This window comes from Marivibrio sp. (genome assembly GCF_040218065.1).
Taxonomy (GTDB): Bacteria; Pseudomonadota; Alphaproteobacteria; order UBA8366; family Aestuariispiraceae; genus Marivibrio.
On sequence record NZ_JAVJQE010000013.1, the window covers coordinates 400,632 to 413,339 of the forward strand.

The following is a 12,708-nucleotide window of genomic DNA, read 5'->3' on the forward strand; positions in this document are numbered from 1 at the left end:
AGCCGGGCGCGCCGAAGTCAAGCGGCCCGCCCGAGGCGCGCCAGACCGTGCAACGCCCTACAGCGCCCGCACCCGCTCGAACGCCGCGCGCTCGCTCTCCGGCACGGCCGAGAGGATGACGGTCGCCTGCGCGAGCCCGCTCTCATCGGTCAGCGAGACGTCGACGAGCGGCGCGTAGCCAGGGGGGACGAGTTTCATCATCCGCGCGTGAGCCCCGCCGTGCAGCATCAAGGTCGGCTTGCCCGAGCGCATCGGACGCACTTCCATGTCGCGCCAGAACACGCCTTGCCGGAAGCCGGTGCCAAGCGCCTTGGAACACGCCTCCTTGGCCGCGAACATCTGGGCAAGCCGGTCGGCGCGCTTCGCCGGCCGACGTTCGGCCCGCGCACGCTCCGCCTCGGTGTAGAGACGGTTGAGGAAGCGCTCCCCGAAGCGCGCGAGGGTCGCCTCGATCCGCGCGATATCGCACAGATCGACGCCGAGGCCGAGAATCATGGGTCAGCTGTCCTTCCGTCGAAAGGGAACGCGCGGATGGCGGGCGGCGTTCTCCGCCGGCTTCAAGCGCCCGCGATGCGGGGCGAGCGCGCCCTCCTGCTCCATCTGCTTGCGCTGGCGACGCAGGAAACGGCGATGCTGATAGCCGGCGATGGCGCGCCGCAGCGGAAAATAGAACGCCGCCCAAACCGGCGCGAACAAGACGACCCCTCCGACCGCCATCGGCAGGAACACCTCCCACGGATGCTCCAAAAGATAGCCGAAGCTGAGGCGATGCGTCTGGAGCTCTTCCGCGCTGACGCCGAGCAGCAGGTTGCCGAGCTTGAAAATGCCGACCCAAATGAACGGGAAGGTCCAGGGATTGCCGACAACCGTGCCCACAACCGCCGCCAGCATCGAGGCCCGGAAGAGATAGGCCAGGCCCGCCCCGACCGCGATGTGCAGCCCCATGAAAGGGGTGAAGCTGACCGCCGCCCCGAAGGCGAAGCCGGCTGCGATGGCGTAGGGGGTGCCGGGCAGCCGGCCGACGCGATGCTTGAAATAGTCGAACCAACGCCGCCAGCCGATGGAGGGCCACACAGCCTCGCGTACGCGGATGCCGATCGGTCGTTTTTCTCGCCGTCTGAACATGGTGTCGTTACGTTGCGCCCTTCATCCGCTCTGCGCCCGCTCGACCGAATTGACCAACGGCGACGCCCGCAAGGCGGCGATGATGTTGCTGAGCTGGCGGACGTCCTTGACCTCGATATCGACCAGCAGATCGAAGAAATCTTCGCTGCGGTCGGTGAATTTCAAGTTGATGATGTTGCCCCCGTCGCGGCCGATCACGCTGGTCAGCGCCGCAAGCGCGCCCGGCTCGTTGCTGAGCACCGCCTTGATCCGGCCGGTAAAGGCGTTGCGCTCCTCCGCGCCCTCCTCCCAGCCGACGTCGAGCCAGCGCTCCGGCATGTCGGAGAAGCTCTCAAGCGTGGGGCAGTCGACCGTGTGGATCGTCACTCCCTTGCCGGTGGTCACGATGCCGACGATCCGGTCGCCGGGGAGCGGATGGCAGCATTTGGCGTAATGCACGGCCATATTCGGGATGAGACCGCGCAGCGGCACGCTGCCCTTGCCGTCGTCGCGGGCGGCCGGGCTTTCGCTCGGTCCCTTCGCCTTACCCTTGCGCGCCGGCGCCAACGCGTCCTTCGCGCCAGGATAGACGGCGTAGAGCACGTCGCGCCCGGTGTGGCGGCCCTCGCCGACGGCGACATACAGGTCGTCGACGCTCTCCGCCCGGAACCGGTTGAGGACGCCTTTCAGCGCCTTCTCCGTCAGTTCGTAATTCGTCTGGTGAAAAATCTTCTCGACGATCTCCCGACCCAGACGCAGATACTGTTCGCGCTGTTGCGAGCGGATGAAACGGCGGATGCAGGCGCGCGCCTTGCCGGTGACGACGAAGCTTTCCCAACTGGGGCTCGGCGTCTGGGCCTTGGAGGTGACGACCTCAATCTGGTCGCCGTTCCGCAGTTGCGTGCGCAACGGCATAATCCGTCCGTTGATGCGCGCGGCCGTGCAGCGATCGCCGATGTCGGTGTGCACCGCATAGGCGAAGTCGACCGGCGTCGAGCCGCGCGGCAGCGCGAACAGATCGCCCTTCGGCGTGAAGACGAAGACCTGATCCGCGAACATCTCCATCTTGGTGTGCTCGAGGAAGTCTTCAGGGCCGGCCGCGTTCTCCAGAATCTCCAAAAGCTCGCGCAGCCATTTGTACTGCCGACCCTCGGTGATCGGCGCGTCGGCCCGCCCGCCGACGTCCTTGTAGCGCCAATGCGCCGCGACGCCGAGCTCCGCAATCTCATGCATTTCGCGGGTGCGGATCTGAATTTCGATGCGCTGGTTCTCCGGTCCGATCACGCCGGTGTGGAGCGAGCGGTACCCGTTCGGCTTGGGCAGCGAGATATAGTCCTTGAAGCGACCCGGCACCGAGGAATAGGCCCCGTGGATGACGCCGAGCGCGCGGTAGCAGTCCGCGACGCTATCGACCACCACCCGGAAGGCCATGATGTCCGAGAGCTGCTCGAAACCGACATTCTGACGCTGCATCTTGCGCCAGATCGAATAGGGCGACTTCTCGCGCCCGCTCACCTCGCAGGCGATCGATTCGGCCGCCATCAGATCGGCCAGGCTCTTGCGCACCCGGCCGATCAGATCGCCGCCCTCGGCGCGCAGGAAGTCGAGGCGCGTGATGATCGAGGCGCGCGCGTCGGGGTTCAACTCCTGGAAGGCGAGGTCTTCGAGCTCCTCCTTCCAGTCGCGGATGCCGATGCGCTCGGTCAACGGCACGTAGATGTCCATCGTCTCGCGCGCGATGCGCCGGCGCTTCTCGGCCGCCTTGATGAAATGCAGGGTGCGCATGTTGTGGAGCCGGTCGGCCAGCTTCACGACCAACACGCGGATGTCCTGCGACATGGCGAGGACGAGCTTGCGGAAATTCTCGGCCTGTTTGGAGCGGTCGGACTGCAGCTCCAACTGGCTCAACTTGGTGACGCCGTCCACCAGCAACGAGATCTCCGAGCCGAACAGCTGGTCGATCTGCTCGACCGTGGTGTCGGTGTCCTCGACCGTGTCGTGCAGCAGGCCTGTGATGATCGAGGCGCAGTCGAGCCGCTTTTCGCTGAGCAACCCCGCCACTTCGACCGGGTGCGAAAAATAGGGGTCGCCGGAGGCGCGCTTCTGGGTGCCGTGCGCGCGCATCGAGAAGACATAGGCCCGGTTCAGCGCGTCTTCGTCCGCGCCGGGCTCATAGGTCTTCACCCGTTCCACGAGTTCGTATTGGCGCAGCATGGCGGTGTCGCAGGACCGATTGATACACTGTTTGAAGAGCGCGTCGTCCCCGCAAGGAGACACGCAAACAAATGGGCCTGCAAGACTTGCGAAACCAGGAGGCGCGCGGCGGCGATCGCCCCGGAATTGAGATCGTCATCCGGATCGACCGCCCCGCCCTCAGCGCCGCTCCGCCCGTTCCCCCCGCCGTCAGCTCTCCGCCGATACGGGCGCGACCGAGATCAGGCCGTTGTCCGGCGATCGGACGCAGCGCATCTCGTTCACCTCAGGCGCCCGCCAGGCTTGGTCGTACAGCTTGTCCAGGCACTGACCGAGGATCTTGTGGCCGAGCGCGTTCGGATGGGCGCTCTCCTGACAGCGCGCGAAGGCGGCGTCTTCGCGGTCGCTTCGGCAAGCGCGCGCCAGATTGGCCCAGGTGTTGGCGAAGTTCCGCAGACCGCCGGCGGGAAGATCGCGAACGATGCGTTCGCCATTGTTCGGATCCCGGAACCAGATCGGATTGAACGCTGCGCCGCGCGGGCTCGACGGTTGATCGCACAGCCGGACCCCGTCCATCGACCGCGCCACGTCCAAAAAGAGGATTCGCTCGCCTGGGAATGCGTCCCGCAGGCGCCGGGCCGCTTCCCTCGGGGCCTGGGACATGCGGATCGCCAGGCCGTCGGCGTCCTGCATCGAGCGCAGGTGAACCGGGCAGCCGGCGCGGTAGCGCGCCCGTGCGAGGTCGGCGAACCGGCGCTCATTCTCGGTCTCTTCGCCCGGGCTGATGAAACGCGCCGCCGGATCGGTCGAGAACGGGCTCACATAGCCCTGCATGACCAGCGTCCATTCGCCCGGCTCATAGCCGCGCTCGCGCAGCCCTTCGATCACCGGCGTCATGTTGTCAACGAGGCGGCGCGTGACCTCTTCCAGGTCGGAGACGCCGTCGCCGTCGACGTCGCGTCCAGGCGTGTAGAACTGATCGGCGAAGCAGGTGTTCCGGCGGATCGCCTCCTGAACGCGCGGGAAGAAGCCGTCGTCCGGATCGAATGTGCCGTTTACCTGGCCAACCGCGATAGACGCCGCCGGCCCGCCGGCCGCGTCGGTCATGAAGGCGGCGTAGCAATAGGCCACCAACTCGCCGAACCGGCTGATGAAATTGTTGCCGCCCAAGCTGGCCTTCAGCAGCTTGAGATCGTGTCCCTCGATCGCATCCCAGAGCTGCTCGCTCTGCGGCGGCAGGTTCGGGCCGTTCGGCGTCACGAAGGCTTCTTGAGGCTCGTTGACGTCCGTCGGCGTCGCCCCGCTGCACGCGATGTTGCGCCGCGCCGGTATGGTCGGCAAGTCGGCTTCGTAAATCGACGAGGCGTCGGATCGGTGGCAAAAATAGGGATCGGTCTGAACTTCCGGATTGAAGAACTCGCCCGCCTGCGGGGTCGAGCCGTCAACCGGCGAATAGGCGTCAAAGCCGTCGCCCGTGATAAAATCCTCCGCGCCTTCGCCGCTGATGAAGCTGTCGCCCATCGCGACCGCCAACCGCGGACCGCGCTCGTGCACGCAACCCGCCAGCAGACCCGCGCACACCGCCGCCGCGCACAGGCGGCCGATCTCTCTCGCAACCATCTGACATCCCCTCAGTTTCGTCACCAAAGACGAACAGGATATCCAAGGTTGCGGAAACGCCTAAGAAAAATTTATGCGCGCAACATACGCTCCGCCGACAAAAAAGCCCGGGCGCGAGGCCCGGGTCTCTTAATCGTTTCGAGTGTTGGACGGGGCGTTTCAGCCGGCCGCGGTCAGTCCTCGCGCTCGCTCGCGTCGACGTCTTCGAACATCGCTTCGGCGGCGGCCTTGGCCTCTTCGGCGGACGGCTCCTCGCCGCCTTCGGCTTCGCCGGCGTCCTCTTCGCCTTCGGGACGCGACGCGCCGGAGGTGCCCTCGCTCTCCTCGCTCAACAGCGCGGCCGCGGCCATCTCCAGCATGTCCTCTTCCTCGGGCTCGTCCTGCTCGACATGGCGCTGCAGGCCGCGCACCAGGCTGTCCTTCAGGCCGTCGACGTCCAGCTTCTCCTCGGCGATCTCGCGCAGCGCGACGACCGGATTCTTGTCGCGGTCGCGATCAAGCTGCAGCTCGGAGCCGTTGGCGATGTCCCGGCTGCGCTGGCCGGCCAGCAGCACCAGCTCAAAGCGGTTCGGCACCTTATCAACGCAATCCTCGACGGTAACGCGCGCCATGTCGGTTCTATCCTCTCGGGCTCGATCGTCCGGCCGATGGGCGGGACGGAAAATCGCACAATGCGCAAGGTGAAGCGGCGGATGAAGCGCCGCTTCCCCGCAAGGCGAGCGACTATAGGGAACGCGTCGCGCGGGTGCAAGCCCGGGCGGTTTCTCTTGTATCGGCCGGCGCCGCGGGATAACAGAGGGAACGCGGTGGTGAACCCGTGCGCGCGCCACAACCCTGAGGTTATGCGCCGGCGCGCCGGCCGCGTCATTGGTGATAAGTCATTGTGTTGAACCATAAGGGAAAACCGCTATGAAACTCGGTGTTTATTCGTTTGAGAAGATCGGCCTCTTCATCGACGGCGCGAACCTCTACTCCGCCGCCAAATCGCTCGGCTTCGACATCGACTACAAAAAGCTGCTGGAGTTGTTTCGCGAGGAAGGCCGCTTGCTGCGCGCCTTCTACTACACCGCGCTGTTCGAGGATCAGGAGTACTCCCCCATCCGTCCGCTGGTCGATTGGCTCGACTACAACGGCTACACGATGGTGACCAAGCCGGCGAAGGAGTACACCGACTCCCAAGGTCGCCGGAAGGTCAAGGGCAACATGGACATGGAGCTGGCGATCGACATGCTCGAGATGACGGAGCATCTCGACCATGTGATCCTGTTCTCCGGCGACGGCGACTTCCGCAGCCTGGTGGAGGCGGTTCAGCGCAAAGGCGTTCGCGTCTCGATCGTCAGCACGATCAAGACCTCGCCCCCGATGATCGCGGACGAGCTTCGGCGTCAGGCCGACCACTTCATCGAACTGCGCGACCTCGCCGATCTGATCGCGCGTCATTTCCACAACCAACCGCGCCCAAACGCGCGACCCGCCCCGTCGCGTCCTTCGCCCGAGCCCGAGGATGAATTCGAGGACGATTACGACGACGAGGAGGACGACTACGACGACGAGGATTACGACGACGAGGATTACGACGACGACGATGAAGACGTCGTGGTCGAGCGCACCGGACCCAAGTCCTAGACCGGCGCGCCTCCTCGCCTCCGCTGCGCCGGGACCCCGCGCCGATCTCTCGGCTCGGGCCGCGCGCTAACGATCGAAGGCCCATGATCGCCCCCTTCGAAGATCCGCCGGCCGATTGTCCGCTCTGCCCGCGTCTGGCCGCGTTCCGGGCGGAGAACGCCTGCGCCCATCCCGATTTCCACAACGCGCCGGTGGCCAGTTTCGGATCGCTGGACGCGCGCATCCTGGTGTTGGGCCTGGCGCCGGGTCTGAAGGGCGCGAACGCTACGGGCCGGCCGTTCACCGGGGATTTCGCCGGCGACCTACTCTACGCCACCCTCCTGAAGCAGGGGCTGGCGACGGGCGTCTACGACAGGCGACCGGACGACGGGCTGCGACTGGTCGACTGCCGCATCGCCAATGCGGTGCGCTGCGTGCCGCCTCAGAACAAGCCGACGCCGAAAGAAATCGCGACCTGCCGACCCTTCCTGGAGCGCGAGTTGGCTGCGATGCCCGCGCTGCAGGCCGTGCTGGCGCTGGGCCGCATCGCGCATGAGAGCCTGCTCCGCACCGTGGGCGCGAAGCTGAAGGACCATCCCTTCGCGCACGGCGCGCGCCACGATCTGAGCGGTCCCGCCGGCCGGCCGCTCATGCTTTTCGACAGCTATCATTGCTCGCGCTACAACACGAACACCGGGCGCCTGACGCCGGAGATGTTCGAGGCGGTGCTCGCCGACATGCGTCGCTCGGTCTGATTGCAGCGCGTTCGTCTCAAATCCAACGGTTAGCAATCGGTTAACGGTTTCGCTTGAAACTATTCTTCATCGGCGGGGAATAACCTCGCCGCCCGATGAGGAGGCCGACGCATCATGTCGCCCTGCGCGCCGACCGAGATCGTCTCCCGCCCGCTCGCGGACGCGCCGGCGCTTCAGCCGGCGTCGCTCGCCGCCGCGGCGCTCTTGTGGGGCCGCCTCGAGGCGATGTGGCGCGCCCAAGGCGCGCGCGGCCCTGCGCCGCCGCGCGCGCTCCTCGACGTCGGCGCGATGCGCGATTTCCTCGATCTGGTGATGCTGGTCGACGTGCTGCGGGACGCCGGAGCGTCCTCGGGTCGGAGCGACTACCGCTTCCGGGTTTACGGCACCGGTCTCGCGCAGCTTTACGGCGCCGACCTGACGGGTTGGCGGGTCTCGGCTCTCACGTCGGCGGCGGGGACGCTTCACCGTCGCTGTTTCGACGCGGCCCTCACGCACGGCGCGGCGATTCGCTTCACCCACGATTTAGCGGAGCGCGCCTACGCCCGGCGCGTGGAAGGCCTCTGCTTCCCGCTGACCCTGAGCGGCGCGACAATCGACCAACTGGTGGCGATCGAAGCGCCGCTGGGTCTTAAACGGGCGCCGGCCCCCTATCTCTGAGGCCAGGCCGGACCGGCCGACGTCGAGACGTCCGGCTCAGCCGTACTCCTTCAACAGCCCCGACTTGCGGCGCTGCCAGTCGCGTTCCTTGATGGTCTCGCGCTTGTCGATCTTGCGTTTGCCTTTGCCGAGGCCGAGCGCGAGCTTCGCGATGCCGCGATTGTTGAAGTAGAGGCGCAGCGGAACCAGCGTATAGCCGCCCTGCTTCTGGGCCCCCAACAGGCGGTCGCGCTCGCGCTTGTGGACCAGCAGTTTGCGCGGGCGCTTGGGCTCGTGCTGAAACTTGGCCGGCGCGTTCGGGTACTCGCCGATATGGACGTTGAAAAGGTAGAGTTCGCCTTCCTTGGGGCCGGCGTAGGCGTCGGACAGGCTGATCTGCCCGCGGCGCAGACTCTTCACCTCCGTCCCCAGCAGTTGCAGGCCGGCCTCGATCTCCTCTTCGATCTCGAAGTCGAACTTCGCCCGGCGATTGACCGAGACCGTGCCGGTCGAGGTCAGCGGGCTGCGTTTCGTCTTCGCCATGACGTCTCGCTCTCCTAAAACTGGGCCGGCCCCGGCCCTGTGAGAGCGCGGCGGCCCGGGACCGGGCGTCAGATCAACTGCGCGTGCTTTAGCGCGGCCTCGACCTTGCGCTTGCTCTCGTCCGCGATCTCCACGATCGGCAGGCGCGCCCGGGACGTCGCCTTGCCGAGCAGTTCGGCCGCGTACTTCACCGGCCCGGGCGAGCATTCGCAGAACATCGCGTCGTGGATCGGCATCAATAGATCGCGCACCTCGCCGAAGGTCTCCATATCGTTCTGGCGCCAGGCGTTGTGAAGACGCGCGCACAGCTTCGGCGCGATGTTGGCGCTGACCGAAATGCAGCCGTGTCCGCCTTGAGCCAGATAGGCGGCGATCGTCGCGTCCTCGCCCGAGAGCTGGGAGAACTCAGGCCCGAGCGCGAGCCGGGTCTTGAGCGGACGGGTCAGATCATTGGTGGCGTCCTTGACGCCGACGATGTTGTCGAAGTCGCGCGCAAGCCGCGCCATCGTGTCGACCGACATGTCGATCACGCTGCGTCCGGGGATGTTGTAGATCACGATCGGGATGTCGACGGCTTCCGCGATCGCCTTGTAATGCTGGTAGAGGCCTTCCTGGGTCGGCTTGTTGTAATAGGGAGTGACGACCAGCGCCGCGTCCGCGCCCGCCTCCTGGGCGTGGGTGGTGAGCCAGATCGCCTCGCGGGTCGAGTTGGAGCCGGTGCCGGCGATAACCGGAACCTTGCCCTTCGCCACCTCGATGCAGAGCTCCACCACCCGGCAATGCTCGGCGTGGCTCAGCGTCGGGGATTCGCCGGTCGTGCCGGTGGGGATGACGCCTTCGCTCCCCTCCTCGATCTGCCAGGCCACGAACTCCTGGAAGGCGGTCTCGTCGACCGTCCCCTCCTTGTCCATGGGCGTGATCAGCGCGGTCATCGAACCGGTGAACATCGGGCTCATCGCTATCGGGCTCCATCGACTGATTAATCGGCGCTGCGCGCCTGACGCGCGCCGCCGGAGAGCGTCGGAAATCCGGGCGGCGGACTGCGATTCGCGGCGCTCCGGCGAATGGGCGCGGACTTTATCGCCGCCTCGGCTGCGGAACAAGCCGCAAAGCCGCGGTTTTAACGCATCCGCTTGGCCTGGGACCCGCGCGCCCGTACACTCGCGGTTCACCGCCTGCGAGGCAGGCTCGTCGGCGGGATGAAGCGGGGGGCTATGGGATCGCCGACGCGACGCGCGCGCTCAGCGGCGCGTAAAGACGGGTCGGCTGACGGGTGACGGTCCGGGAGCCGCAACGCGCATCATGGCGCATTTTTTGAGACGATGGGCGGCGGTCGCGCTAGTCGCGCTGGCCGTGTCGGGCGGGGTCGCGGCGGCGGCGGCGCCGGCGCGCGCGGCCTTGGAGCCGGGCGACCGCAAGGAGTACGAGCTCGCCTTCCGGGCGATCGACGCCGGGCGCTGGGAGGCTGCGCTGCGCCACGCCCGGCGCGCGAACGAGGATCTGCCGCTGCAGGCCGTGCTGTGGCTCTGCCATCAATCCAGCGACTGCCCATCCAGCTTCGCCCAGATCACCGCCTTCATCGAACGCCATCCCACCTGGCCGCGTCTCGACCGGCTCGCGCGGCGCGCGGAAGCCGCACTCGACGCTTCCGTGACGGACGAACGGATCCTGGACTGGTTCTCCGGCGAGCGACGGCCGCAGACCGGGACCGGGGCCTTGCGGTGGCTGGCCGCCCTTGAGCGGCGCGGCGACCGGGCGGCCCTGCAGCAGGCCGCGCGCCAGGTCTGGGGCGAGGTCGTGATGGGACCGGCCGAAGAGCGCAGCTTCCGCCAGCGCTATCGACAGCTGATCCCGATGGAGGAGGAGATCTCCCGACTCGATCGCCTGCTATGGGACGGCCATATCCAAAGCGCGCGCCGGCAGGCCCGCCGCGTGCCGCGCGCCTATCGGGACCTGGCGGAGGCGCGCATCGCGCTGCGCACGCTCTCAGGCGGGGTCGACGGGGCGATCGCGCGGGTGGCGCCCGGCCTCGTCAACGATCCGGGGTTGATCTACGAGCGGCTGCGCTGGCGTCGGCGCAAAGACCGCAACGACGATGCGCTGGACCTGCTGGCCTGGCCGGACATGCAGGCGACGCGCCCCGACCTTTGGTGGACCGAGCGCGCGATCCTGGCCCGCCGCGCCTTCAACGACGGCCAGATCAGCCGCGCCTATCGCCTCGCCGCCGATCACGGCAGCGACGACGGCGCAGACTTCGCCGAGGCCGAATGGTTCGCGGGCTGGGTCGCGCTGCGCTATCTGCGCGATCCGGAGCTGGCCTTTCCGCATTTCCGGCGCATGCACGAGCGGGTCTCCTTCCCCGTCAGCCTGTCGCGCGCGGCCTATTGGGCGGGACGCGCGGCCGATCAGGCGGGCCATAAGGAGATCGCCTCGAAATGGTACGCCGAGGCGGCCCAGCACGGGGCCAACTTCTACGGCCAGATGGCGGCCTTGAAGCTGCCCGCCCCCATGCGCCCGCCGATCCCGACCGAGCCGACGCCGAGCGACGCCGAAGCCCGCGCCTTCGAGGCCGGCGAATTCCCGCGGCTGATCCGCATGCTGGAGGCCGCCGGCGCCGACCAGACCGCGCGCGTCTTCACCGACCATTTCGCCGATCAGCTAACCGACCCGGTGAACCTCGCCCTGCTCGGCCGGCTGACGCGCGAGATCGGGCGGCCCGACTACTCGGTGCGCGTCGCGCGGGAGGCCTTGAAGAAGCACGTCGTGCTGTCGGGCAGCGGCTATCCGGTGATCCCGCTGGGCCCGGGCGCGATTGTCGACCCCACCATCGTCTACGGCCTGATCCGTCAGGAAAGCGGCTTCGACGTCGACGCCGAAAGCCACGCGGGCGCGCGCGGCCTGATGCAGCTGATGCCGGCGACGGCCCAGGTGCTGGCCCGAATGGAGGGCGTCAGCTACCGCCGGGAGAAGCTGACCGAGGACCCGCAGTTCAACATGCGCCTCGGCCAAGTCTATCTGCGCGATCTGCTCGACGATTACGACGGCTATCTGCCGATGGCGCTCGCCGCGTACAACGCCGGGCCCAGCCGGGTTAAGCGCTGGGTCGCGGAATACGGCGACCCGCGCACCATGACGCTCGACGACCAGATCGACTGGATGGAGAGCATCCCCTTCCCCGAGACCCGCAACTACGTCCAGCGCGTGATGGAGGGCGTCACCGTCTACCGCCAACGCGCCGCCGGCCGGCATGTGGCGCTGAATTTCTCGGCGGCGGCGAATTAGGGGGCGAAGGCGCTCGGAGCCGGAGCGTCTTCTGAGTTTCGGCGGGTTAAGGGGAGGCAATACTTCACGTCCTTCAGCCGTCCGTCCCAGCCGCCGCACGACAAGCCGCCGCACGACAAGCCCCCGGGAGCGCCCGCCTTGCGCTCTTTCCAGATCAATTGAGTATCGGATCCCCGAACCCTGTTCCCTAAACCTCGCCTAGACAAAGCGCGCCCCCTCGCCCCATAACAACCCCGTCGTCTTTATCATCGGCGCGACAGGAGAGGCCCGCGATGACCGACCGCCCGGAGATCCACGGCGCCGACGCCTGCGTCTTCGACGCTTACGGCACGCTATTCGACGTGCACGCCGCCGTCGGGGCGGTGAAGGCGGAGATCGGGCCGGAGGCGGAGCGCCTCTCCCAGATCTGGCGCCAGAAGCAGCTGGAATACACTTGGCTGCGCAGCCTGATGCACAGTCATGCGGATTTCTGGCGCCTGACAGCCGACGGGCTGGATTATGCGATGGAGGCGACAGGGCTGATCGACCGCGCGGATCTGCGCGCCAAGCTGCTCGACCTCTATCTGCGGCTCGACTGCTATGGCGAAGTCCCCGCGACGCTCGACCGGCTGAAGGCGAGCGGGCTTGCGACCGCCATCCTCTCCAACGGCGCGCCCGAGATGCTGGAGAGCGCGGTCGCCAACGCGGGCCTCGCCGATCGGCTGGACGCGGTGCTGTCGGTCGAGGAGATCGGGATTTTCAAGCCCGACCCGCGGGTCTATCAGCTGGCCTGCGACCGGCTGGGGGCGGAGGCCGACCGGATCTGCTTCCTGTCGTCGAACGCCTGGGACGTGGCGGGGGCGGCGCATTTCGGCTTTCAGGTCGTCTGGATCAACCGCTTCGGTCAGCCGCGTGAGCGACTGCCCGGCGCGCCCAAGGCGGTGATCGAGACGCTGGACGAATTGCCGGCGCTGCTGGGCGTCTGAGGCCC

The 12,708-nt window shown here is 67.2% G+C and carries 12 protein-coding genes; 5 read left to right on the top strand and 7 right to left on the bottom strand.

The annotated features are described in order from the left end of the window. Positions 1 to 57 precede the first annotated feature (57 nt). From acpS to rpoZ, 5 genes are all read right to left on the bottom strand, one after another. Entirely contained in the window at positions 58 to 495 is a 438-nt protein-coding gene (gene acpS, locus RIB45_RS13785; protein WP_350050935.1) for a holo-ACP synthase, read from the bottom strand. A gap of 3 nt (positions 496 to 498) precedes the next feature. Beyond that, positions 499 to 1,125: a DUF2062 domain-containing protein gene (locus RIB45_RS13790; RefSeq protein ID WP_350050936.1), complete on the bottom strand. Its 627-nt coding sequence runs from the start codon at positions 1,123 to 1,125 to the stop codon at positions 499 to 501. 21 nt (positions 1,126 to 1,146) lie between these two features. Further along, entirely contained in the window at positions 1,147 to 3,318 is a 2,172-nt protein-coding gene (locus tag RIB45_RS13795) for a RelA/SpoT family protein (RefSeq protein ID WP_350050937.1), read from the bottom strand. Positions 3,319 to 3,507: 189 nt separating this feature from the next. Beyond that, positions 3,508 to 4,917, bottom strand: a complete 1,410-nt coding sequence (locus RIB45_RS13800) for an SGNH/GDSL hydrolase family protein (protein WP_350050938.1) — start codon at positions 4,915 to 4,917, stop codon at positions 3,508 to 3,510. Positions 4,918 to 5,090: 173 nt separating this feature from the next. Then, positions 5,091 to 5,528 (bottom strand): DNA-directed RNA polymerase subunit omega, encoded by a 438-nt coding sequence (gene rpoZ, locus RIB45_RS13805; protein ID WP_350050939.1) that lies wholly within the window; start codon positions 5,526 to 5,528, stop codon positions 5,091 to 5,093. Positions 5,529 to 5,826: 298 nt separating this feature from the next. On the opposite strand from rpoZ, the gene RIB45_RS13810 reads away from it, so the two are divergent. The 3 genes from RIB45_RS13810 (at position 5,827) to RIB45_RS13820 (ending at position 7,934) form a co-directional block, all read left to right on the top strand. Then, positions 5,827 to 6,543: a LabA-like NYN domain-containing protein gene (locus RIB45_RS13810; protein WP_350050940.1), complete on the top strand. Its 717-nt coding sequence runs from the start codon at positions 5,827 to 5,829 to the stop codon at positions 6,541 to 6,543. 83 nt (positions 6,544 to 6,626) lie between these two features. Then, positions 6,627 to 7,277, top strand: a complete 651-nt coding sequence (locus tag RIB45_RS13815; RefSeq protein WP_350050941.1) for a uracil-DNA glycosylase — start codon at positions 6,627 to 6,629, stop codon at positions 7,275 to 7,277. Positions 7,278 to 7,391: 114 nt separating this feature from the next. Further along, entirely contained in the window at positions 7,392 to 7,934 is a 543-nt protein-coding gene (locus RIB45_RS13820) for a PAS domain-containing protein (protein ID WP_350050942.1), read from the top strand. A gap of 36 nt (positions 7,935 to 7,970) precedes the next feature. On the opposite strand, the gene smpB is transcribed toward RIB45_RS13820, so the two are convergent. Together smpB and dapA are read right to left on the bottom strand one after the other, a co-directional pair. Then, entirely contained in the window at positions 7,971 to 8,456 is a 486-nt protein-coding gene (gene smpB, locus RIB45_RS13825; protein ID WP_350050943.1) for an SsrA-binding protein SmpB, read from the bottom strand. A 68-nt stretch (positions 8,457 to 8,524) separates the two neighbouring features. Beyond that, complete coding sequence (gene dapA / locus RIB45_RS13830; protein WP_350051399.1) at positions 8,525 to 9,403, bottom strand: 4-hydroxy-tetrahydrodipicolinate synthase; 879 nt, start codon at positions 9,401 to 9,403, stop codon at positions 8,525 to 8,527. 355 nt (positions 9,404 to 9,758) lie between these two features. On the opposite strand from dapA, the gene RIB45_RS13835 reads away from it, so the two are divergent. Both RIB45_RS13835 and RIB45_RS13840 read left to right on the top strand, forming a co-directional pair. Next, positions 9,759 to 11,738: a lytic transglycosylase domain-containing protein gene (locus RIB45_RS13835; protein ID WP_350050944.1), complete on the top strand. Its 1,980-nt coding sequence runs from the start codon at positions 9,759 to 9,761 to the stop codon at positions 11,736 to 11,738. 272 nt (positions 11,739 to 12,010) lie between these two features. Next, positions 12,011 to 12,703 carry a haloacid dehalogenase type II gene (locus tag RIB45_RS13840; protein ID WP_350050945.1) on the top strand — a complete coding sequence of 231 codons (693 nt, stop codon included), beginning with the start codon at positions 12,011 to 12,013 and terminating at the stop codon, positions 12,701 to 12,703. The last annotated feature ends 5 nt before the right edge of the window (positions 12,704 to 12,708 follow it).

Excerpts from the sequence above, each read along its gene's own strand:
- acpS (WP_350050935.1), bottom strand. The coding sequence starts at position 495 with ATGATTCTCGGCCTCGGCGTCGATCTGTGCGATATCGCGCGGATCGAG.
- RIB45_RS13790 (WP_350050936.1), bottom strand. The coding sequence starts at position 1,125 with ATGTTCAGACGGCGAGAAAAACGACCGATCGGCATCCGCGTACGCGAG.
- RIB45_RS13795 (WP_350050937.1), bottom strand. The coding sequence starts at position 3,318 with ATGCTGCGCCAATACGAACTCGTGGAACGGGTGAAGACCTATGAGCCC.
- RIB45_RS13800 (WP_350050938.1), bottom strand. The coding sequence starts at position 4,917 with ATGGTTGCGAGAGAGATCGGCCGCCTGTGCGCGGCGGCGGTGTGCGCG.
- rpoZ (WP_350050939.1), bottom strand. The coding sequence starts at position 5,528 with ATGGCGCGCGTTACCGTCGAGGATTGCGTTGATAAGGTGCCGAACCGC.
- RIB45_RS13810 (WP_350050940.1), top strand. The coding sequence starts at position 5,827 with ATGAAACTCGGTGTTTATTCGTTTGAGAAGATCGGCCTCTTCATCGAC.
- RIB45_RS13815 (WP_350050941.1), top strand. The coding sequence starts at position 6,627 with ATGATCGCCCCCTTCGAAGATCCGCCGGCCGATTGTCCGCTCTGCCCG.
- RIB45_RS13820 (WP_350050942.1), top strand. The coding sequence starts at position 7,392 with ATGTCGCCCTGCGCGCCGACCGAGATCGTCTCCCGCCCGCTCGCGGAC.
- smpB (WP_350050943.1), bottom strand. The coding sequence starts at position 8,456 with ATGGCGAAGACGAAACGCAGCCCGCTGACCTCGACCGGCACGGTCTCG.
- dapA (WP_350051399.1), bottom strand. The coding sequence starts at position 9,403 with ATGTTCACCGGTTCGATGACCGCGCTGATCACGCCCATGGACAAGGAG.
- RIB45_RS13835 (WP_350050944.1), top strand. The coding sequence starts at position 9,759 with ATGGCGCATTTTTTGAGACGATGGGCGGCGGTCGCGCTAGTCGCGCTG.
- RIB45_RS13840 (WP_350050945.1), top strand. The coding sequence starts at position 12,011 with ATGACCGACCGCCCGGAGATCCACGGCGCCGACGCCTGCGTCTTCGAC.